General features: G+C 48.3%; 15 protein-coding genes, 1 tRNA gene and 1 pseudogene. 7 read left to right on the forward strand and 10 right to left on the reverse strand.

Translation table 11 applies throughout. The features are described from left to right. Window positions 1–87 precede the first annotated feature (87 nt). Together OXH18_RS05870 and OXH18_RS05875 are read left to right on the forward strand one after the other, a co-directional pair. Window positions 88–1,101: a sulfate/molybdate ABC transporter ATP-binding protein gene (locus tag OXH18_RS05870; protein WP_268611502.1), complete on the forward strand. Its 1,014-nt coding sequence runs from the start codon at window positions 88–90 to the stop codon at window positions 1,099–1,101. Window positions 1,102–1,225: 124 nt separating this feature from the next. Further along, window positions 1,226–1,378: a hypothetical protein gene (locus OXH18_RS05875; RefSeq protein ID WP_268611503.1), complete on the forward strand. Its 153-nt coding sequence runs from the start codon at window positions 1,226–1,228 to the stop codon at window positions 1,376–1,378. Between the two features lie 18 nt (window positions 1,379–1,396). Here OXH18_RS05875 and OXH18_RS25295 read toward each other — a convergent pair. Next, window positions 1,397–2,156, reverse strand: a pseudogene (locus tag OXH18_RS25295) (Uma2 family endonuclease). 250 nt (window positions 2,157–2,406) lie between these two features. Between OXH18_RS25295 and OXH18_RS05885 the strand changes: the two are divergent. Beyond that, window positions 2,407–3,447 carry a GUN4 domain-containing protein gene (locus OXH18_RS05885; RefSeq protein ID WP_268611504.1) on the forward strand — a complete coding sequence of 347 codons (1,041 nt, stop codon included), beginning with the start codon at window positions 2,407–2,409 and terminating at the stop codon, window positions 3,445–3,447. Between the two features lie 70 nt (window positions 3,448–3,517). Here OXH18_RS05885 and OXH18_RS05890 read toward each other — a convergent pair whose 3' ends face one another. Continuing rightward, window positions 3,518–6,073 carry a DUF3769 domain-containing protein gene (locus OXH18_RS05890; RefSeq protein WP_268611506.1) on the reverse strand — a complete coding sequence of 852 codons (2,556 nt, stop codon included), beginning with the start codon at window positions 6,071–6,073 and terminating at the stop codon, window positions 3,518–3,520. Between the two features lie 249 nt (window positions 6,074–6,322). Next, window positions 6,323–6,439 carry a photosystem II reaction center protein I gene (locus tag OXH18_RS05895; protein WP_268611507.1) on the reverse strand — a complete coding sequence of 39 codons (117 nt, stop codon included), beginning with the start codon at window positions 6,437–6,439 and terminating at the stop codon, window positions 6,323–6,325. Between the two features lie 222 nt (window positions 6,440–6,661). On the opposite strand from OXH18_RS05895, the gene OXH18_RS05900 reads away from it, so the two are divergent. Continuing rightward, window positions 6,662–7,345 carry a response regulator gene (locus tag OXH18_RS05900; protein WP_268611508.1) on the forward strand — a complete coding sequence of 228 codons (684 nt, stop codon included), beginning with the start codon at window positions 6,662–6,664 and terminating at the stop codon, window positions 7,343–7,345. Window positions 7,346–7,350: 5 nt separating this feature from the next. Here the strand turns inward: OXH18_RS05900 and OXH18_RS05905 are convergent, their stop codons facing one another. After that, on the reverse strand, window positions 7,351–8,997 hold the full coding sequence (locus OXH18_RS05905; protein ID WP_268611509.1) for an ABC transporter substrate-binding protein: 1,647 nt from the start codon (window positions 8,995–8,997) through the stop codon (window positions 7,351–7,353). 235 nt (window positions 8,998–9,232) lie between these two features. Between OXH18_RS05905 and OXH18_RS05910 the strand changes: the two genes are divergently transcribed. Beyond that, entirely contained in the window at window positions 9,233–12,004 is a 2,772-nt protein-coding gene (locus tag OXH18_RS05910) for a bifunctional acetate--CoA ligase family protein/GNAT family N-acetyltransferase (RefSeq protein ID WP_268611511.1), read from the forward strand. Here the strand turns inward: OXH18_RS05910 and gvpN are convergent. The 3 genes from gvpN to OXH18_RS05925 form a co-directional block, all read right to left on the reverse strand. Next, entirely contained in the window at window positions 12,001–13,335 is a 1,335-nt protein-coding gene (gene gvpN, locus OXH18_RS05915; RefSeq protein WP_268611512.1) for a gas vesicle protein GvpN, read from the reverse strand. The genes OXH18_RS05910 and gvpN overlap by 4 nt on opposite strands. A gap of 60 nt (window positions 13,336–13,395) precedes the next feature. Beyond that, window positions 13,396–13,848 carry a hypothetical protein gene (locus OXH18_RS05920; protein ID WP_268611513.1) on the reverse strand — a complete coding sequence of 151 codons (453 nt, stop codon included), beginning with the start codon at window positions 13,846–13,848 and terminating at the stop codon, window positions 13,396–13,398. A 396-nt stretch (window positions 13,849–14,244) separates the two neighbouring features. Then, window positions 14,245–14,318: transfer RNA gene (locus OXH18_RS05925), tRNA-Asp, on the reverse strand. A gap of 130 nt (window positions 14,319–14,448) precedes the next feature. Here OXH18_RS05925 and OXH18_RS05930 point away from each other — a divergent pair. Beyond that, a complete protein-coding gene (locus tag OXH18_RS05930; protein ID WP_268611514.1) occupies window positions 14,449–16,890 on the forward strand; it encodes a hybrid sensor histidine kinase/response regulator in 2,442 nt (813 codons plus the stop codon). Between the two features lie 165 nt (window positions 16,891–17,055). Here the strand turns inward: OXH18_RS05930 and OXH18_RS05935 are convergent, their stop codons facing one another. The 3 genes from OXH18_RS05935 to OXH18_RS05945 all read right to left on the reverse strand — a co-directional run bounded on the left by OXH18_RS05935 (window position 17,056) and on the right by OXH18_RS05945 (window position 19,074). Beyond that, entirely contained in the window at window positions 17,056–17,532 is a 477-nt protein-coding gene (locus OXH18_RS05935) for an RNA recognition motif domain-containing protein (RefSeq protein ID WP_268611515.1), read from the reverse strand. 707 nt (window positions 17,533–18,239) lie between these two features. Continuing rightward, complete coding sequence (gene smpB, locus OXH18_RS05940; RefSeq protein WP_268611517.1) at window positions 18,240–18,707, reverse strand: SsrA-binding protein SmpB; 468 nt, start codon at window positions 18,705–18,707, stop codon at window positions 18,240–18,242. A gap of 100 nt (window positions 18,708–18,807) precedes the next feature. Then, a complete protein-coding gene (locus tag OXH18_RS05945) occupies window positions 18,808–19,074 on the reverse strand; it encodes a YciI family protein (protein WP_268611518.1) in 267 nt (88 codons plus the stop codon). 151 nt (window positions 19,075–19,225) lie between these two features. On the opposite strand from OXH18_RS05945, the gene OXH18_RS05950 reads away from it, so the two are divergent. Then, window positions 19,226–20,869: a flavin monoamine oxidase family protein gene (locus tag OXH18_RS05950; protein ID WP_268611519.1), complete on the forward strand. Its 1,644-nt coding sequence runs from the start codon at window positions 19,226–19,228 to the stop codon at window positions 20,867–20,869. The last annotated feature ends 274 nt before the right edge of the window (window positions 20,870–21,143 follow it).

Genomic DNA, 21,143 nt, shown 5'->3' on the forward strand with positions numbered 1-21,143 from the left:
AGTTGCAATAAAAGTACTATAACTTGATCGACTTATCGTTGATTAAGTCATGATCGGCAGCAACCTAATACGTGGAGCATTGACAGCATGGGAATTCTAGTTGATAACGTGTCGAAGGGATTTGGGGATTTTAAGGCGGTGGATCAGGTCAGCATTGAGGTGAAGACCGGATCACTGGTAGCGCTGTTGGGCCCGTCTGGCTCAGGAAAGTCTACTTTGTTGCGGTTGATTGCCGGGTTAGAGCAACCCGACAGCGGCAGAATCTACCTAACCGGACGCGACGCCACTCATCAAAGCGTCCAAGACCGCCGCATTGGCTTTGTGTTTCAGCACTATGCTCTGTTCAAGCACCTGACGGTGCGTAAAAACATCGCCTTTGGACTGGAGATTCACAAAACTCCCAAAGCCAGAATTGCCAATCGGGTCGAAGAATTGATTGAGTTGGTGCAACTGAAAGGGCTGGGCGATCGCTATCCTTCGCAGCTATCGGGAGGACAACGACAACGGGTGGCGTTGGCTAGAGCGTTAGCGCTAGAACCACAAGTGTTGCTCTTAGATGAGCCGTTTGGGGCGTTAGATGCCAAGGTGCGCAAAGATTTACGCAGTTGGCTACGGCGATTGCATGACACGGTGCATGTGACAACAGTATTTGTCACCCACGATCAAGAAGAGGCAATGGAAGTCTCGGATGAATTGGTAGTAATGAATCACGGACGGGTGGAACAAGTGGGTAGTGCGGCGGAGTTATACGACCATCCGGCTTCACCGTTTGTCATGAGTTTCATTGGCCCGGTCAACGTATTGCCTAGCCATGCGTCGATTTTTCGTCAAGCCGGGTATCAAGCTAGTGGAGATCATGTGTTTCTGCGGCCTCATGATATCTTAGTTGAAGTCACTCCTAGCGAAAATAGCGTTCCGGCTGTGGTTAATCGTGTGATTCACTTGGGTTGGGAAATTCAAGCTGAACTGACGATCGAGGACGGCCAAACGTTTACGGTCCATCTGTCGCGTGAAGCGTTTAAGCAGCTTGATTTAGAACCCAATCAGCAGGTATACGTCAAACCGAAAGAAGCTCGATCGTTCGTCCTACAAGATGTATAGATCCGTAGCAGAACTGGGGCGTTCTGCTACCCTTATATGTGCCTGCGGAGGCAAGCAACAGGAATTTAATGTGGCAATCCTCGTTCTCTAGCTTGCTAATTGACAAAATTCCTAAAAAATCACAATGAGTCTGATATTGGCGATCGTCCTCTCTGACACCGCTTGGTACGACCGTTGGCAAGCAAGCTGGAAACAGGCTACATGTGCAGACCCGCAGGATTCGGATATGCCCAACGGAACTAGTTTGCACCCGCCGTTCGCAAAATATTTGGACTGAACCAAAAAATTATCAGAATCAAGTATCGTCATCTGGGTTAATACCTAATTCTCTTAAGCGTTCTGCCAACCGTTCTGCTCGCTGGCGTTCTTGTTCTGCCTCCGTTGAAATCCACTTTCCTTTCGCATCGTACCAGTGCAACCAGAGTCGATGAATCCCGGCATAGTCTCCTTGCCACAGCCCTAAGCCTAAGCCAAGCTCCGGCATCCAAACTTTAGGCTCATTCAAATTAAGTTCTTGATAATGTTCTGCTTGCAAGGTAGAAACTTGTAGACGCTCAGTATACCGGCTGAAGATGACATAGTAAGGAATTCGCAAAAACTGCTCATAAACCTGCCATTTTGTAGGTGGTTGGTTAACTTCTCGCTCAGTTCGTCCTAAATCCTCATCTTCTGTACCGGGTGAAAGTAATTCAACCACCACAAACGGGCTGATTCCCTCTTGCCAAATGACGTAACTAAGACGTAAATCTCGACCTTCATAGAGCCTCGACACCTACCACACCAAACCAGTCCGATCGCTTGTAGCGGTTAGGATAACGGACATCATAATAAAGATTCATGTCGCTGGCACTAAATACCTGTTCCGGCAGATGAGTTGGAGGCTGAAACGTAATTCGCAGTAGCTCAGGTTGAAAATCATGAAATTCGTCAGGCAAGCCCGGTTCCTCTGGGTTCTCGCTAGGTAAATCATACATAGTAGGTAGCGTTTCTCTCGCAGGACGGGGCGGATCAGTCTGCTCAATATACTTGGCAAAAGACACAGCAACCTCTCTCATTCATCAGAAACGATCGACAAAATCATTTTAAAGTAGTCCCGAAAGATGATTAGGACAGCTTTGTGCGCCCAGTTTATCTGCTTCGGGCTTCAGCCACCTGAGATTGTCCTAAGTCATAAATTTGTCCGTCATCCTTTACCCCACTTGATATACTGTCCTGACTGATTCTTGAATTGGGTGTATTCATGAAGCAGGGCTTCAGATCCCTTTGAGGCTCAGTCACAAATTTGTGGGTATTGGGAGCAGTGGCATGAATGGCTTCTCGGAGCGCAATGTTGATTACAGTACACTGTGGGCTTTGTTAAGGGCGAAGGACTGGAAGACAGCCAACTACGAAACGTTGCTGAAACTGCTGGAGGCTTCTGGGCGCATTGAATCAATGGTGGCATCGGGATATCTCAGTGGAAATGGCATCGCCACGCTGTTCCAACTTTCTGATACGTCCGCACGGCTAAAGTTATTGGAGACATTAGCTGTATCGGAGCGCCTCGTCTTCGAGGAGAGGCAACGAGCGCCGCTCAAAAAGTCTTCAATGCTTGAATTACCGTCAACGGGACGGTTTACCCATGCCGAAGTCAATGCACTGTTTAAATGGCTTACAATCTCCGATCGCTTTGAATTAGCAGAGGCGATTGGTATCTCTCGTCGATTGGCAGAAAAGGATAAACATGTCCTCCACCGCATTCTGGAGCTTGCTCCCTTTCCCAACAAGACTGACCTGGAACCAACAGGTTACGTTAATCGATCGCAGCTATTTGAAGTGTTAGTGCGAGGATGGAAAGAGCAAGGTTGGCACTTGACTCGTCGAGATATTAGCTTTTGCCCGTGCCGCGACTTGCAAACGATCGATGAATTTTGGATGACTCACAGTGCCGGACGGTTTGGCTTTAGCGTACAATCTCAAATTTGGCGGGTTGTAGAAGGCGATGTCGAACAGTTTGGGCAATTTGTAGGTTGGCGCAGCAACAATTCTTGGGTTGATTATGAAAGAAATATTTTTGCCGCTAAACCAGCAGAGTCTGGCTACTCGTTGAACAGTGCTCCTTACGGTCATCTGCCAGTATTTCCGCTGACAGGTTGGTGGTGCTGGATGGGCGGCATGAAGAAACTGATTGAGCGCTTAGATTGTTGTAATGTCTTATCGACTCAATCGGATACGGAAGATAACTCCTTCATGCAGTCGTTTGAAGACCGCAACTTGCTGCCTCCGGCTTCTTTTGGGAAATTGGGTTACAAGCATAGCAGCAATGGGATAGCGTCTCAAAACGATGGACTTGATGATCTGGTTTAGGCGGTGGGATAAAAGTGTCCGGACTTATTGCCCAAGCAGCCACAACGGTAAGCCACAATGAGTTAGCTGACTAGTCACCAGGGATGCGCCGCCCATCTAGTTCACTGGCGGCCCCTAAGCCAGTGGAAAACGGGCCTGGATCGCCCACCCAGTTGAAGTCATTGATGCGGAAACCGATCGCTCCAGATTGTCGTTGCGGACTGTAACTCACTGAGATTGAGTAGGTTCGGCGGCTGTACTCCAGGGTAAAGGTGGTGTCAGCATCATTTTCTCGATCGGTTTGGCTCTCTAGATACAAGGTCGAGCGTATACCTAACCGGAAAGGGCCATAAATTTGTTGGGTTAATCCCAAAGACAAAACTTGGATGTCATTGACCCGATCGAAATCAAACGGAGTTTCTCCGCCTACTGCATTATAGGAATAGGCAAGGCTGAACCCGGTGTAATCCAAAAAGGGGCGCGAGAACTGACCAAATTGCCCTGAAATTCCAATTGATCCGGTAAAAACCGATTGAGTCTCTCCATTACTGTAAGCACTCAGAACGCCACGTGCGCCAATATTTAGCCCCAAAAATGGCACCACTGGCTCAGGGGTATACCGTAATCCTTGATCTGGGGTGCGGGGCAGCGGGGTTCCAGACCATAGCGGAAAAAAGCGATTCAGTGCGGCACTTACCTGATACCGTGCCAAATCAATGCGGTTGTTGTCGCGGCTACCGTCTTCATTAAAATTCAGCAGATCAATAATGTCAGGATCATTCAACCGCGCATTGTTGGCATTGGCATTAATCAACTGTACGCCCGCTTGATAGTTGAGGTTGATACCAGTATTTCCCAACGGAACATTGGGAGATGTCACCACCAGCCCTAGACTGGATTGCACATTTTGGAACCCCAGTGAACCGTTAAAGAGCCGATCGCGATAGCTGTATTCCAGCGACAGCGTATGATTGGCCACTACTTGTTGCTGTACCCGCAGGCTGCCCCGGAATGTATCCTCAAAATCTCCTAAATCCAAGGTTGTAAAAATGGCATTGGCACGAACTGCGGTTGTGGGTGTGGGGTTTGCCGTCAGCCTTGCAATTAAACCGTAGCTATCTAAATTGCCAAAGCCTTCATCAAATCCTCGCTGTACGAGGATTTGCGGGGTTAGAGTTAGCAACCCCACATTGCCGATCGTGAAGTCAAAGCCTCGCTCAATGAATAAGCCGCCTCGATCGCGCTCATCAAACCCAATACTGAACAAGCCTGGATTGCGTTCACGGTTGTCGATAACCAGTCGTTCTTGCAGTAAAGGTAAGGAAAACCCTTGATCAAACACCAAACGCGGATTGCGAGCGCGAATTTCGGTGCGTCCGGGCCCCAAGGGTGTAACAGTGACCCGGTTCGATCGCAGTTCCAACTCCGGCGGTGAAAACGGATCGTTGGTAATGCGAACATTGCTCGCTTGCCAAACGGCCCCCATGAATTCAATGTCATCGGCTTCATAGCGTAATCGGCTAAGTTGCCCTTGAGTTCTTGCAGAACCGCTGAGTTGGTTGGGCGTATTTAACCCAAACGACAACCCAGGTAGCCCTTGAATTACCTGAAAAGGTGGCAACGGCTCGGTTGCCCCGGCTGACGGAGCATCAGCAGCCGTATCGTCGGCAATAGAAGGTAAAAAGAGTTCACCCCTGGCATTTTGAATTAAGCCCTGATTTTGTACCAAGTTATACTCAATTCGATCGCCTTGCAGAACTTGCTCTCCTCGCGTCAGAATGGCATTTCCTTCGGCAACAGCAATGCGATTAGGGATATTAACAAATAGGCGATCGGAATTGAGCACTGCTCCTCGAAATCGCAGTTCTACATTGCCGTCTGCTTGAAATACCTGCTGTTGTTCGTTATAAGTTTGTCGATCGGCATCGAGTTCGATCACATCCTGAGCCGCGATTGGATCAACTGGAGCAGGCGGTGGAGGAACAGCGTCTGGGGCAGTGCCGGGCACATTGTCTAGGGGGGAATCGGGTGTATCACCGGGACGATCGAGTGGAGTCGTTTCCAACAGGGTCTCACTTGGCTCATCAGGAGGTGAAGCATCAGGAATGAGCGGTGGAACCAGCAGTTCTGACCCTGGCAACGGTGCCGCGTCAGTTCCGTCCTCTTCAGCAGCTACCTGCATCGTCCCCCCCCCTGAATCGAGGGCTGACGTGGCGAAATATAGCTCGCTGTTCAACTCAGGGAAAGCAGCAGCGGGAACAGCCGATGAGAATGGTTCAGATGGAGTCGGAGCAAATTCAGCCGTAGGTACACCAGTCTGGCCTAGCGCATCTTCCTGAGAACGAGTATCTGCGGTTTGAGGAGCGAATTGAGTGGGTGTACTTGGTTCGGTGGTTGGTAGACCAATTTCTAGTGGCTCTCCTAAAGAGTCTGCCCAGGTTTCAGATTGATGAACCAACGGATGATTCGCGAGCAGAGGTGTCAATAATTTACTGCTGACTGCGAAAGTCTCAAAAGTCTCAATTGCCTCAGCAGACGCATACTCTGGCACCTCATGATTGGAGATGGCGATCGTATCAGCATTGAGATCTCCAGGCACTGATCTGATAACTGGAGGAGGATCGGGCGGCAGAACCGGATAGGGCATACAACAGACATACTTAATACAAGCGGGTAGCCCAAACTCAGGCCTTTGTCCGTCCGCAAGAGAAGGGCAGGGCGAGATAAGGAGCGGGCACGGGTACAATTAACTTGCAGCATCTATCGACAAGATAGACTTAGGTGCAAGAATTTTGTTCCTCACACCTCCAAGCCATGCTCCACCCCTAAAAAATTAATGGTTAAACTGCGAATTGAATGCCCAGGTTGTAACCTGAAGAATTCTTATCGGGCGATGCTATTCAAGATCCCGTCGCTTTGGGTTACGAGACGGGTCATTTGACAAGAAGCCAAACACAAATAAACCAATGAAGAAGGCAACGACAATATAAACCACAATCTTAAGGGTTAGCATCAGACAACCTCCCGCAGCAATTTTCCGAACAATAAGCTTTATTATCTTATCGAAACCTTGCACTCTTTCATATAGGCATCTTCTAAATAAGAAGCCTGTAAAACCCACCATAAACAGGCAGATAGTCGGCAATCAACGCTAAGAGACGGAATGAGATGCTTTCAGAGTGAAGTAGAGGACAATAGACGTAGCTCGCTAGACTGTTACTTCTCATCTAGTCTCATGTCATCTTCAATTCCAATCTCCGATGGTTCTAGGCATTCAAACCTCCCCAGCCTACGGATCTTACTTGTCGAAGACGATCCGGTGATGCAGATGGGGTTAGAACACTTTCTTTCTGGTTATTCGGCTTTGCAAGTGATCGGGCAAGCCGCAGATGGTTATTCTGCGATCGATGCGGCTCATGCGCTTCAACCAGATTTGATCATTATGGACATTGGGTTGCCGCAGCTAGATGGAATTGCTGCAACTCTGCAAATTAAGATGGCTCAACCCCAAGTGCGAATTTTGATGCTGACCTCTCACAAAACTGAGCGAGAGACGATCGCCGCTCTATCCAGTGGAGCGGATGCTTATTGCATCAAAGGCAGCGATCCCGAAACGCTATTAATGGCAATCAGTTGCATTCACGATGGCGGCAGTTACCTTGATCCACAAATAGCACGGCGCGTATTGAATCATCTCAAGCCGCCTGTTTCCAATCCCGCCCCCACTAATCTATCTAACCGAGAATTAGAAGTGCTGAAGTTAATTGTAGACGGATGCACCAATTCTGAGATTGCTGCGGTGCTTTACCTCAGCCCCAGTACGGTAAAAGCCCACATTCGCAGCATTATGAACAAACTGGCTGTAGACGATCGGGTACAAGCGGCAGTGGTGGCATTGCGAGCGGGATTGGTTCACTAGTTGGTCTAAGATTTTTCAATTGTGGCAAAAGATTCATTGCCCAAGGGACTTGGCGTCCACCCTGTTAGGTTCGTGCGCTGTACCAACAGGGGTTCTGAATGTACCATCGGCAAGCGTACCGCTTCATCGTGCAAAATTCGATCGACTTCTGCATACATTTGTGCCCGTCGCGTTTCGTCTTCTTCGCTACGAGCCTCGTCTAGTAATTGAAACACCCGATCGTTTTTCCAGTTGCCAATATCTGCGGTAGAACCGGGGCCAAAATGCGGATAGTAGAAATTATCGGGATCGCCATAATCACCCCCCCACGCCAACATAAAGGCTTGATAACCCGGCGCTTTGTTGCGATCGGCTAGGTAGGCGGCCCAGTCTTTGGTATTGAGGCTGACGCGAATACCAACCGCTGCCAAATCAGCCGCCCAAGCTTCGGCAATCGGTTTGGGGGTGGGAAACACAGTCCCGGTGATAGGAGAATACCACAACTCCAGGTCAAACCCATCAGGATAGCCCGCCTCGGCTAGCAGTTGCTTGGCTCGATCGGGGTTATATTCATAGTCCCTCAAGCTCTGGTCTTGATAAGCTTTCATTGAGGGAGGGGTGAAATGGGGGTCTGTCACTGCTAGCCCAGACCAGAAAGCATCCACCAAGGCTTGCTTGTTGATTGACATGGCGATTGCGTGCCGAACTTCCTTCTTAGAAAGGGGTTCATAACTCGGATTCAGCGCTAAGTAGCCCACATTAAACGAGGGACGCCGCCGTTCTTCTAAATTCGTGTCGCGATTAATTTCACTCAGTTGTTCAGGCGAAAAGCTTTCGGCAAAGTCGATCGACCCGGTGCGCAGTTCTGCTAGCCGCGAGGAGCTTTCCTTAATGGTGCGGAAAATTAACTCATCGGTTTTAGGCAGGTCAGCTTGCCAATAGTCTGGATTGTTGGTCAGCACTACCCGATCGCCATTGCGCCACTCCACAAACTTGTAGGGACCTGTGCCAACGGCTCCTACGCTGGGCAACCCGTAATCGGCCCCAGCTTGTCGAATAGCAGCGGGACTAGAAAAGCCAAAGTACCCGGAGGCGATCGCCGCCGGAAAAGCGGCAAACGGTTGCTTCAGAATAAATTCAACAGTGTAATCGTCCACCACTCGCAAATCTTGCAGCAGGGATTCATCCGAGCCTTTAAACCCGCCGAATAATTGTGGCCAAATTTCGTAAGTTTTGCCTGCCTCGCGGAAGCCCAACGGATCGTCCGGGTTCCACCAGCGATTGACATTGGCACGCACGGCTTCAGCATTAAAGTCTGTACCATCGTGAAACTTGACACCTTCTCGGAGCTTAAACGTCCACCTTAGCCGATCGTCAGAAACCGACCAGTCTGTGGCCAACGCCGGAATTAAAGTGGTCGTGCCAGGTTCAAAATCTAGCAGCCGATCGTAAAGCTGTTGCTGTACATATCCAGAATAGGCATCCGTCGCATTGCCAGATTCTAAAGTGACAGGATCGCCCACCGCTCCAAAAACGAGAGTGTTGGTTCCGCTTCCGGCATTGGCAGAACCTGAGGACGTTGTAGCCGTCTGAGGGGTGCAATTAGAAAGGGTGAGCGTAAGCGCTGCTGTAAATATCACCAGAATCACCCACCAACGTTGCGATCGTCTCATCTTCCACCGTCCTCAGAGCAGTAAGAAACACTATCAATCAACCATCAACGAAATAGATTTAATTTTTAAGCAGAACGTTCTTTCAGGATAAAACAGGTACCAGCTTAATTTCAAAAAAACCATGCTCAGGGATTTGCTACAGTTTGGGTGAGCTTTCTCCTCTGCTTGCTTGTTGTGTTGATGATGAAGGTTGCCATCAACTCATTCGCACTAGTACAACATCAAGTGAACCCACATGTCATCTACCTCAGATTACGCTTGCGATTTTTTGAGACCTGAGCATCGACCGCTCGATGCCATTTTTGCACCCAACTCCGTTGCTGTTATCGGTGCTACAGAACGATCGAGGATCGGACGAAGTGTGTTGTGGAACCTGATCAGCAATGCCTTTAGTGGAACTGTTTATCCAGTTAGTCCAGACCATCCCAGTGTTTTGGGGATCAAGTCCTATCCCACCCTTGCCGATATTCCAGAGCCGATCGACTTAGCTGTAATTGCAACCTCAGCATCAACCGTGCCTGCAATCGTCGAACAATGTGGAGCGGCAGGGGTCAAAGGCGCGATTGTGCTTTCGGATGGGTTTCGGGAAACTGGTGCAGCAGGACTAGAACTGGAACGGCAAATTAGTGAACACTTGCAACGCCACTCCCTACGATTGATGGGGCCGAACTGTCTAGGTGCGATGAACCCAAGCATAGGCTTCAATGCCACCTTTGCCAATGCCATGGCACGTCCGGGCAATGTCGGCTTTATTAGCCAAAGTAGTGCAATCTGTTCTGCTATTTTAGATTGGAGTTTTCGCGAAAATGTCGGATTCAGCACCTTCGTATCAATTGGTACGATGCTGGATATAAGTTGGGGAGATTTAATCGATTATCTAGGCGACGACCCCAACACCCATAGCATTGTGATTTATATGGAAACGATCGGAGATGCCCGATCATTTCTGTCTGCGGCACGAGAGGTGGCCCTAACGAAACCCATTATTGTGCTGAAGGCAGGTCGTCCCGAGGCAACGGCACAGGCAGCTATGTCTTCTACCGGAGCATTAGTTAGCAGTGATGCTGTGTTGGATGCGGCCTTTCGTCGATGTGGAGTACTGCGGGTGAATTCCATCGCTGCACTGTTTGATATGGCAGAGGTACTGGCAAAACAACCTCGTCCCAAAGGTCCCCGCTTGACGATCGTTACCAATGCAGGCAGTCTAGGGGAACTGGCAGCAGATGCGTTGCTTGTCAATGGCGGAGAACTGGCTCCTTTGTCAGACGCTTCGATCGCCGCTCTCACTGCCTATTTACCTCCACTCTGGAGTCACCATAATCCGATTGATATTCTTGAAGATGCTGACCCCGATCGCTATCAGCAGACGATTCAAATTGCTGCCCAAGATCCAGAGAGCGATGGCTTGCTCGTGATTCTCACCCCTCAGATGATGACTGAGCCGACACAAACAGCAGAACAAATAAAGACTTGGCTTGAACATCAAGTTAAACAAAACGGGGATCGCTCTAAACCAATTTTGGCGAGTTGGATGGGAGACTTTAGCGTCAATGCGGGTGAACTGTTGCTGAACCAAGCTCAGATTCCTACCTACCGCTTTCCCGATACGGCTGCCCGTGTGTTCAGCTACTTGTGGCAATTTAGCTACAATCTACGGGGGATCTATGAGACTCCTGTTCTAGTAGCAAGTTCAGAGGCGGAAATCCCCGATCGTGCTCTTGTTGACTCTATTATTACTGCTGCAAGACAAGCCAACCAAACAATCCTCACAGAAACAGAATCCAAACAAATTTTGGCAGCGTATGGAATTCCAGTGCTTCCAACTTGTGTTGCTGCAACCGTAACTGATGCAGTCAACTGTGCAGAGAAAATTGGATATCCAGTCGCTCTCAAACTATTCTCTAAAACCATCATTCAAAAAGTCGATGTTGGCAGTGTGCGACTGAATCTAGTTGATGCTGAAGCCGTACAACGAGCCTATCAAGCAATTAAGGATGCAGTCTCTCAAACGGTTGGAGCAGAGCATTTTCTGGGTGTAACGGTACAGCCAATGGTGAGGCCAAGGGGTTATGAGTTAATTGTTGGCAGTGGGCTTGATCCTCAATTTGGTTCGGTGATAGTGTTCGGGGCCGGTGGACAGTTGGTAGAAGTATTTCAAGATCGAGCAATCGCCCTTCCTCCACTGAATTCCACCTTAGCCCGACGGCTGATGGAACAAACCCGCATCTACAAAGCCTTACAAGGAGTGCAAGGACAACCGATCGATCTAGCAGCACTGGAGCAACTGTTGGTACGATTTAGCCAACTAGTGGCAGAGCAGCGCTGGATCAAAGCGATCGATATCAATCCACTCCTAGCACCGTTTGTAGGAGCAACTACTCCCTCTTCCTTGATAGCATTGGATGCTTGCATTGTTTTGCACGATGCGACCCTTGACGAAAATCAGCTACCAACGCTGGCGATTCGACCCTATCCCACTCAATATGTTAGTTCTTGGACATTACGGGATGGTAGGACAGTCACCGTTCGCCCCATTCGCCCTGAAGATGAGCCACTGATTATTCGGTTTCATCAATCTCTATCGGAACAGAGCGTGTATTTCCGTTATTTTCACTTGATTAAACTAAGCCAACGCATTGCCCACGAACGCCTAACCCGTATCTGTTTTATTGATTACGATCGCGAGATGGCCCTAGTCGCAGATTATCAAAATCCTGAAACAGGAATTCATGACATTTTGGGTGTTGCCCGGCTGAGCAAACTGCGGACCACTGATGAAGCAGAATTTGCGCTACTGGTTAGCGATCGAGCACAAGGGCAAGGATTGGGAACTGAATTGCTCCGTCGATTACTGCAAATTGGACTGAATGAACGCATCAAGCGAATTACAGCCGAGATTTTATTTGAAAATATTGGAATGCAACGAGTATGTGAAAAACTGGGGTTTGAGATTGCTCGTACAGCAGATGCCTCCATTGTGAAAGCCGCCATTGTTCTAGCAGACTAATCGATTGAAGGTTCTACCAATTTAGGTTCCACCAATTTATAGATCCGATCGTGCTGGATCACCTTCTTTTCGCGCAGCAGTGTCTTTAAAGCCGCAATTAATTCGATTCGACTTAATTCTAAGTCTTGTTCAATTTCTAGTAACCGGGCACCTTCTGTTTCTTGCAAATAGTTGATGATATGTCGATCGATTGCTATTTGTGGTTCGAGAGATTTTAATTCATTGCTTTTTACTGTGTTTTCTACTTGTTTTGTTTCTTCTACTTCTAGTGTTTCTAAATCTATTTCAAATTCATTCGCTTGGTTATTGATTGAGTTTAAGCTATAGAAAACAGAAGAAACTGAATATGTCTCGGATGGATTTACATTTCTTGTAGAGCAATTGGTAAAATTGTCTGCAAACTGTTGAAGTGTATTCACTGATTCAGGTTGGTAGCGTGATTCATCATAGAATTCCAATTGAGCAAACAAAGTCTGAAGCACCTGCATGCCATCATCCATCATCAACGAACTCCTGGATAACAAGACATCTTGGCAAAGTTCTTGAAAATCTTCGTTGTTGGGTGCTACGCGAATGTGATGATCACAGCAAATTGTCGCGAGCATCAGTGCCGATCGCAGACCTGATGTTTTTTCAGCCTGAGTTTGATCACGAAACGCTCCAACAAGCTGAACAATGGTCGCAGCATCCGCTTGACTGATCGCCGTTTTACGCATCAAGATTTCAGTTTGTGTGAACACATCTGGCTCTGGAACATTAATTGTAATCATGCGATCGAGCAGCGCATTTTGAGCAGCATGGACACCGCAATATTCTTCCGGATTGGATGTGAAAATAGCGCGAAACTCAGGATGAACTCGGATATATTCCTGCCGGTGGCGATGAGGCGGCAAAACTAACAGCTTTTCCTCGAGAACTGATAACAGGACATTGTTACCCTCTGGACGCGATCGATTGAATTCATCATAGACCAAGGTTAATCCTTCTTTGCAAGCCAGGGTTAACCGCGCATCGACCCACGCTTGCTGCAATTCATCTTCCACCTTGATGACGCTGTGAATAAAATTGTCCACCACCTTTTTTCGCGTAAAACCAGATTGCGTGCCAACTAAATCCGATGACTTCACTTCATCATCGCCAAATACTACTACAATGGGGCGAGCTAATAGGTTCGCTAAATGAATCGCCAATGTCGTTTTGCCAGTACCAGCCGGGCCACGTAAATGCACAGCATATCCCGATCGCAAATAACGAAGTGCGCGCAAAACAAGGCGCTGAATAGATGGGGTATCCACAAATTGGTACGGGCTAGCGTGAAGAACAGTTGTCACAACCACCTCATTAAAACTGCGTGAGAAACTAGCGCGAAGAAATAACTGCTTGACGGGACTTCAGCTTGCAGACGTTGAGCGACCCCATACAGTCATCGATAATTGCAATCGAAACTGCTGCAATTCGACTCGAAACTCAGCGAAGTCCTGAAAGAGTGTTTGCATGACTGCGGTTCGGACTGCTCGGCTTTGCGCCAATTTTTGCTGCAATTCTTCTGTCTGAATTTGTCGCACCAGTGAAATATCGGTCAAATAATTCTGCATCTCCTGTCGCCGTACTTTGACTTCAGTCAATCGAGCAACGTGGGCCTGCTGAGCAACGTATTGACGATGATAATGATGGCGAGCTAACGTTTGCCGCAAGGATTGTCGTTGACGTTGCTGCTGGAGAGCAGTAACTTGACGCATTTCACGATAGCGTGTCAACAATTGACAAACCTCCTGTTTTCGCTGTGTGAGCGCCTGTTTTCGCTGTTGGTGTTGCTGTTGCCAGGAATCGTTAAGAGATGGCATAAGGATTAAAGATAAATAAGAAAAAATACTGGTTTAAGAAGAATGTGCAATCACTTTTGCTTGCTTATCCAAGCTAAAGGAAGGTCGCTAAGAACGAACGTGTTATAAATACGGAAACCTCATGGTTCCGAATTAGGACGATCGTAAGAATACTTAGGAATGCTGATGCTATGTCACTGATGCTATATGGAAATGCTCTGTAGAGTGCTCTATAGCCTACTGGTGTGAAGCATGAACGTAGGGCAGGCACCCATAGAGCTATAAATAGAAACCTTACGTGTAAGTGTATCTTGAAGTAGAGAGTAGGGACTTGGTGATCTATATTGCATCCTCTTACCAAGCATTCCAGTAATGGCAATCAGAGTCACCAGTTGCCACCACTAGTTATTCATAAAACGGGACCGACGGGGCTCGAACCCGCAACTTCCGCCGTGACAGGGCGGTGCTCTAACCAATTGAACTACGGTCCCTTGTACGTTGCGTTTTTGGCGCGATCTTCATTATGCTCAATCAAAACAAATTTGTCAAACTTTTTTGAGTTAATTTCTACCCATTCTTCATAATTTTCTGGGGTGTTGAGTGGAGATCCCTATCAAAAGAATGATATCGTTTGAAAATGCCCAGGGTAGTATGGGTGGAACCATGCACATCCTTGAACCTCCATCCGATCAACCCCTTTCCCCCAAACACGCTTTTCAGATCCGAGCACTGCTCCAAGAGATTGCTCAAGAGATCGGAGCCAGGGTTCTAACTGAAGATTTGTTGCCGCTGACCGCTTCTACTGTGGCAACAAATCTTGGCGCAGATCAATTTGATCAATTTATAGTGGTGGCATCAAAATCCTTTAGTGCGATGCTTCAAAGTCGATTCCTTGCCTCCGAACCATCGGAGCCGACATCACAGTCAACATCAAGAACAAAAGCCACTCGATCGACTGGAGAAACGCCACAACCTTCCTGTCCAACCTGTCGGATTAGGCTCTCCTTTGATGCGTCTGAAATCACAGACTTTCTCGATCGCCTCTGTGCGCTATCTTTCTCTACATCTGCCTTATGTCAAGCTATTGAGCAGGCACGGGCGGTGCTGTGCCCCAGTAATGATCCACAGTGGCAAAACCAGTTTACCCTACGCTTGATTGCTCGACTGACGCAAACAGCCCCTGGCACGACTCCTGAGGCTTCTTCCACGCTCCAATCGCTTCCAATCGGAACAGTATTGCAGCAACAAATTCAGCAGGAGCGGTTGCTGAACCAAGTAACCACCCAAATTCGTCAAAGTTTGGAACTACCGGTAATTTTGCAAACGGCTGTTGAACAGGTGCGGCAGGTGTTGCGGGTCGATCGCCTGGTGATTTATCGCTTTGCGTCAGACCAATCTAGTACTGATCTGTTTCAAGACATCATGTCTGCTGGCGTTACCACCGAGGACAATCGCCTAGATCAAGGAAGAGTCATCTATGAGGCAAGGGTATCACCTGAGATTCCATCGGTACTCAATTTTTCGGAAGCCCACTGTTTTGCGCGATCGAATCAGCCAGGTCTATCATCGGATCGGAAGCGAGCCATCGTGATTGAAGATGTTCACGCGAAATACGCAGCGATTCCCTGTCTGCTCAACTTCTTAGAGCAGGCCAGAATTCGATCAAAGCTCGTGGTGCCAATTTTGATTCGCGATCACCTCTGGGGACTATTAATTGCTCATCAATGTGACCACCCAAGACGCTGGCAGGACAGCGAACAGCGATTTTTACATCAAATTGCCGAGCACTTGGCGATCGCCATTAGTCAGGCTCAACTGTATGCCGAACTTCAGCAGCAAAAACGGACTTTAGAGCAGCGTGTCATCAAGCGCACACAAGAGTTGCACGATGTGATGCAGTCGGCTCAGTCGGCTAATCGGGCCAAGAGCGAATTTTTAGCGGCTGTTAGCCATGAGCTACGCACTCCGCTGACTTGTATTATTGGCATGTCAGCAACGCTGCAACGCTGGACGCACGGCATACTGAATGAACGACAGCAACATTTTCTGCAAACTATCCACGATAGCGGTGAGTATTTGTTGGCGTTGATTAACGATATCTTGGATCTGTCGCAGGTAGAGGCGGGCAAAATGCTGCTGAGCCTCAGCGAGTTTTCCCTATCACGACTGTCACAACAGTCCTTGAAAGCGTTTGAGGGACAAGCAACCCTGAATGAGGTAGCATTGGAAGTCGATTTGAGAATTCCACCACAATACGATCGCTTTGTTGCCGATCCACGCCGACTTCAGCAGATTCTCTTCAATTTGCTAGATAATGCCATCAAATTTACGCCTGCAGGGGGACAGGTGACATTGCGCGTATTTGCTGAGGAAAATCTGGCCACTTTTCAAGTGAAAGATCAGGGCATTGGCATTCCTGAAGAGCAGTTGCCGCTGTTGTTTCAAAAATTCCGTCAGCTTAATGCGGGATATCAGCGCCAGTATCGCGGCACGGGGTTGGGGCTGGCGTTAACTAAGCAATTAGTGGAGCTACACGGCGGTTGGATTGATGTCGAATCAACCGTTGGCATTGGTTCGGTGTTTACGGTTCGGTTGCCAATTCAGGTCCTTCCGGGTAAGGGTTCTGCATTGAAAACCCGCAGCGCCTCAATTGCCAATCCTGCACGGGGGCGAATTGTGTTAATTGAGCACGATGAAGACAATGCCGATTTGGTCTGTGATGTGCTGACAGCCGCTGGCTATCAAATTGTGTGGATGTTGGAAGGTTCGACGGTGATCAACCAAATCGAGGTGCTGCAACCGATCGCTGTAATCATGAATTTTCAGCTTCCCGATATTGATGGACAACACTTGATTCAACAATTGCGCCAAAATCCAATGACAAAGCACCTCAAAATCATTGTGCTAACGCCGATCGAGTTGGAACAGCAGGAAGTTGAACCCATTGTTGGAGTAGATGGCTGTCTTACACAACCGCTGCGTCCTAACTTGTTACTACAAACGGTTATGCTATTGACTGATTTGAAAAGCCCCTCGCCTACTTTGGGAGAGGGGTTGGAGTAAGGGCGGGTGAGAATAGAGTGCGAGGGCTATCAGTCGAGCCGCACCTCCACCAATGGCTTCAGCCAATAGTAAGGGCGGGCAGAGTTACTCGCCCATCCTCACTACTTGTTCCAAACCTTAATCGAAAATGATTGGGAGGTGGTTCTGCAAGGAACGACCGCAGGCTTACGGATTAGCTGCTTGGGTCGCCAAAAGCTGCTTTAGCTTCTCTAACTCTTGGGCCCAACGAGGATCAGGTTGAACTGAATCACTATCTGTCGTGGTGGTAGTTCCGCCCGATTTACGAGATTTGTTGTTTCCCTTACGCCGGTTTCCACTCGACGAGGTGGTAGCGGGGCTAGAACTAGAAGCAGTTGCATCCGATTGTTCGCCTTCCTCGCCCGCTTTACCCTTAGCCCGGGGCAACGCCTTCTCTATTTTCAACGGGCTATCTTTGAACAGATAACCATTGAACTTTTCAATGAGTTGATCAGCTTGCTCGTCGTTTTTGACTGTGACAAAGCCAAAGCCTCGGCACTTTCCAGTTCGACGATCGGTAATCACTTTCGTAGAAATGGTGTTATCAAACTCAGCAAAAAGTGCTTCTAGTTCCTGGCGCTCCAATTCCTTCGGCAAATTGCCTACATACAAACGAATCGACATACAAGAATACCTCCAGAGGCTCAAAAACAAAGGATGTCAAAAGCAAAAACAGGCGTGGGTGAGGATAAAATTTGTTTCACGAAAATCTTCGTAGTGTGAATGCAGTTTGTTAGCGACTTTGAGAATATAACTTAATAAACGCACTTCATAAATGCTACACAATACTTTCAACTCAACACTGTACCTTCAGGAGGAGAGAAGCCGCACCATTGGACAGCTTGTTCTCCTGCTTGAAACACTGAAACGGGTACGCTTAATCGGGTCGTTGTGTTGAGACATCTATACATTTGTGCCATTCACTAAGGTATCACGGCGTCGGGTCTACAGGTACGTTCTGTGCAAGATTTCATAGAAGATTTCAGCCAAATTGGTTAAGGGCCACGTTGAACCTTGATATCCGGCTCTCGATCAGGTCGGCAGACCAACAGCTGGCAGACCCACCCACGACTCTTTGAAAGAAAAGCCAGCCTTAATATTTTAGGCTGACTTAAACTCGCTGTGTTGGGAGGAGATAACCCGATACCTACGGAACATCCTTGCAGTAGCCAAACCCCTATGACAAACCGCTGATGGATGACCCCAAGATCGATTGTTAAGAAATATAACATAACCATCATTGGCTTGCAACAAATTGTTAAGAAGCGATCGCGGCTTCTTCCTACTGGGAAGGCTAGGACTTCGGTGGTATGACCGCTTCAGGCAGTTTCTCAGTAATTTTTAAGCGCTCGTTCGATTTCCCGTTTCGCTTGTTTCTGCTTCAAATCTTCTCGTTTGTCGTGCAGTTTCTTACCACGCGCAAGTCCAATCGTCAGCTTCACCCAACCGCGCTTCAAATACATTTTTAGGGGCACCAGCGTTAAGCCCTTTTGCTCAACCTGTCCGATCAGTTTGCGAATTTCCTGACTATGAAGCAACAGTTTACGTGTGCGCCGAGGATCGTGATTAAACACTTGACTAGCGGTGTCATGGGGAGAAATATGCACATTGTGCAGCCAAGCTTCGCCATTGCGAATTAGGGCATAGCCATCTCGAAGATTGACCTTACCTTGGCGAATTGACTTGACCTCGGTGCCGCGCAGTTCCACGCCAACCTCATAGGTCTCCAGAATTTCGTATTGAAAGCGAGCCTGACGATTGTCGGCCACAATTTTGTAGCCATCGCTGCTATCGGCCATGCAGTTTTACCTATCCTTTACTAACCACAAATTAATAGAGTCCCTTATTAACCAGGCATTTTTGCAATCACGATGTAATCACAAAGTTTCCAATCCTTGTTTATTCAATAACAATGCACCATTCATGAATTTGATAATCAACACAACCATTCTGAATCAGCGGATCTTGAGCTACGATCGCCTTGGCTTCTTCTAAATCAGCCGCCGTAAACAGCATCATGCCGCCTCCCCGCTCGCCCCAGTATCCAGTTTTGGCTTGATGGCCTTTAGCAATCAGGCTTCTAACATAGTCTTTGTGGGCAGGAACGAACTGGTCAAACGTTGACTTATCTACAATTCCCTTTTCAATTTTGACAAACCACGGCATGAAACATCTTCCTCCATAGGACTTCCAGGATACCTCAGAGAAAAGGCATGGTTTTGTGAACGTTGTCGTTGCAAGCGTTCCAGTTTTCTTACGTTGTCGGTGAAGTGGCTCATCGTCTGCCCCTTCTTATCGTTAAACCTTTCAAGTTTTTATGTCTAGAACGAGCTTAATTGATTTATTGCGTCGAACGTATCAAATTTTTCAAATTTCTCGCGCTACGAAAATTCCGACGAGCGATATACCAGGCTTACTGAATGAGAAGCGGAGTTTGGGTATGTCTCGTCGGCAAGTATTACAAGGATTGGCGATCGCTGGCGTTAGCCGTGTTGCTCCCTTTGGTTCGATCGGGTCTTTTTCAAAGCGAACGGTTCAAGCGGGCGGGGCGTCCCTTCAGCGTCCGTTGCTGGATACCACTTCGATCGATACTACGTCCAAGGTTCTAGTAGTAGGAGCCGGAATTGCCGGATTGACTGTGGCCTATCGTCTCCATCAGGCGGGTGTGCCTGTGGAGGTAATAGAAGCCAGCCCGCGCATCGGCGGACGCTTACGGAGTGCCAAAGCTAGTGGCAGTCAAAGCGTTGTTGAATTGGGAGGAGAATTTATCGACTCGCACCACCATGCGGTTCATGCGCTGGCGGCCGAACTAGGGCTGGAGATGGGCGATTTACGCGCTGCCGATCAGGGACTAGAACCTGAAATCTTATATTTTCAAGGGCAACGAATTTCTCACCAGTGGGTGGCCGATGAATTTGCACCCCTAGCTCGACAAATTGCGCAAGATGTAGGAACGCTGAGTCGCTGGTCACTGACCTATCATGACCCTCACCCAGATGCATTGCGGCTCGATCGACTGTCCTTAGCTGAGTATTTGGCCGCCACACCAATGCATCCAGTGATTGAACAACTGATTCGGGTCGCTTACATTACCGAATATGGCTTGGATGCAGAATCCCAATCCTGCTTGAACCTGTTGTTTTTAATTGGGGCTGAGGCTGGTCAGTGGAGCACCTATGGCATCAGCGATGAGCGCTATCACGTGATTGGGGGCAATGACCAAATTCCTCGCCAGTTAGCCGATCGACTGCATGGGCGGATTGAAACGGGCACTGCGCTAGAGTCGATCAGTCGCACCGCTACAGGTCGCTATCGAGTTAGTGTACGCAGCGGAGCCACCAGCACCGATCGTTGCTACGACCAAGTGGTGCTGACGGTTCCCTTTACCGTCTTGCGGCAAATTAACCTAGACCTGGAGTTGCCTCCTGTCAAACAGGCGGCGATCGCTGAGTTGGGCTATGGCACAAGCACTAAACTGGCCATTCCTTTCCAAGAGCGGCTCTGGCGCACGCGATACAACTCCACGATTAGTATTTACACCGATCGAACTTTTCAGAACACGTGGGAAAGCGCCCGCTATATGACGGGCCCTGACGGTTGGCTAACGGATTTGCGAGGTGGTACTGCGGGGGTGCAATTGGCGAGTGGCAATCCTCAAACCCATGCCCAAACCCTAGTGGAGGATTTGAACGTGCTCTTTCCTGGACTGACAGAGGTTAAGCGTGGACAAGCAATGCGGGCAGCTTGGATGACTGAGCCTCATGCTCTTGGCTCTTACTCCTGCTATTTACCCGGGCAGTGGAGCCGTTTTGGAGGAGCCGAAATTGAGCGAGTGGATCACCTGTGGTTTGCGGGCGAACACTGCTCGATTGGGTCGCAAGGGTACATGAATGGTGCGTGTGAAACGGCTGAACAGGTGGCGCAGGGAATTTTGCAACACTTAGGAGCCGTGATGTTATGACCTAGGCACTATCGACAGCATCTGACTAATACATTCAAAGTATTAATCTAGTAGAAAAAATATATTGGACATTCAAAATAAGCCGAATTATTGTGGAGATATCCTGAATTGAGGTCTCACCAACGTCCTACCTAACAAAATTGGAAAGAATTCGGTGAGAGTTTCGCGCAGGTTCTACAATTTCAAGGCAATATCTTCAAAGCGATGCTTTCAACGCGACGATGGTATCGATTTCTGGTCAGCTGATCCCTCACAAGAACACTGAGATTACCCA

Origin of the sequence: Thermocoleostomius sinensis A174 (assembly GCF_026802175.1) — a bacterium.
Lineage (GTDB): Bacteria > Cyanobacteriota > Cyanobacteriia > Elainellales > Elainellaceae > Thermocoleostomius > Thermocoleostomius sinensis.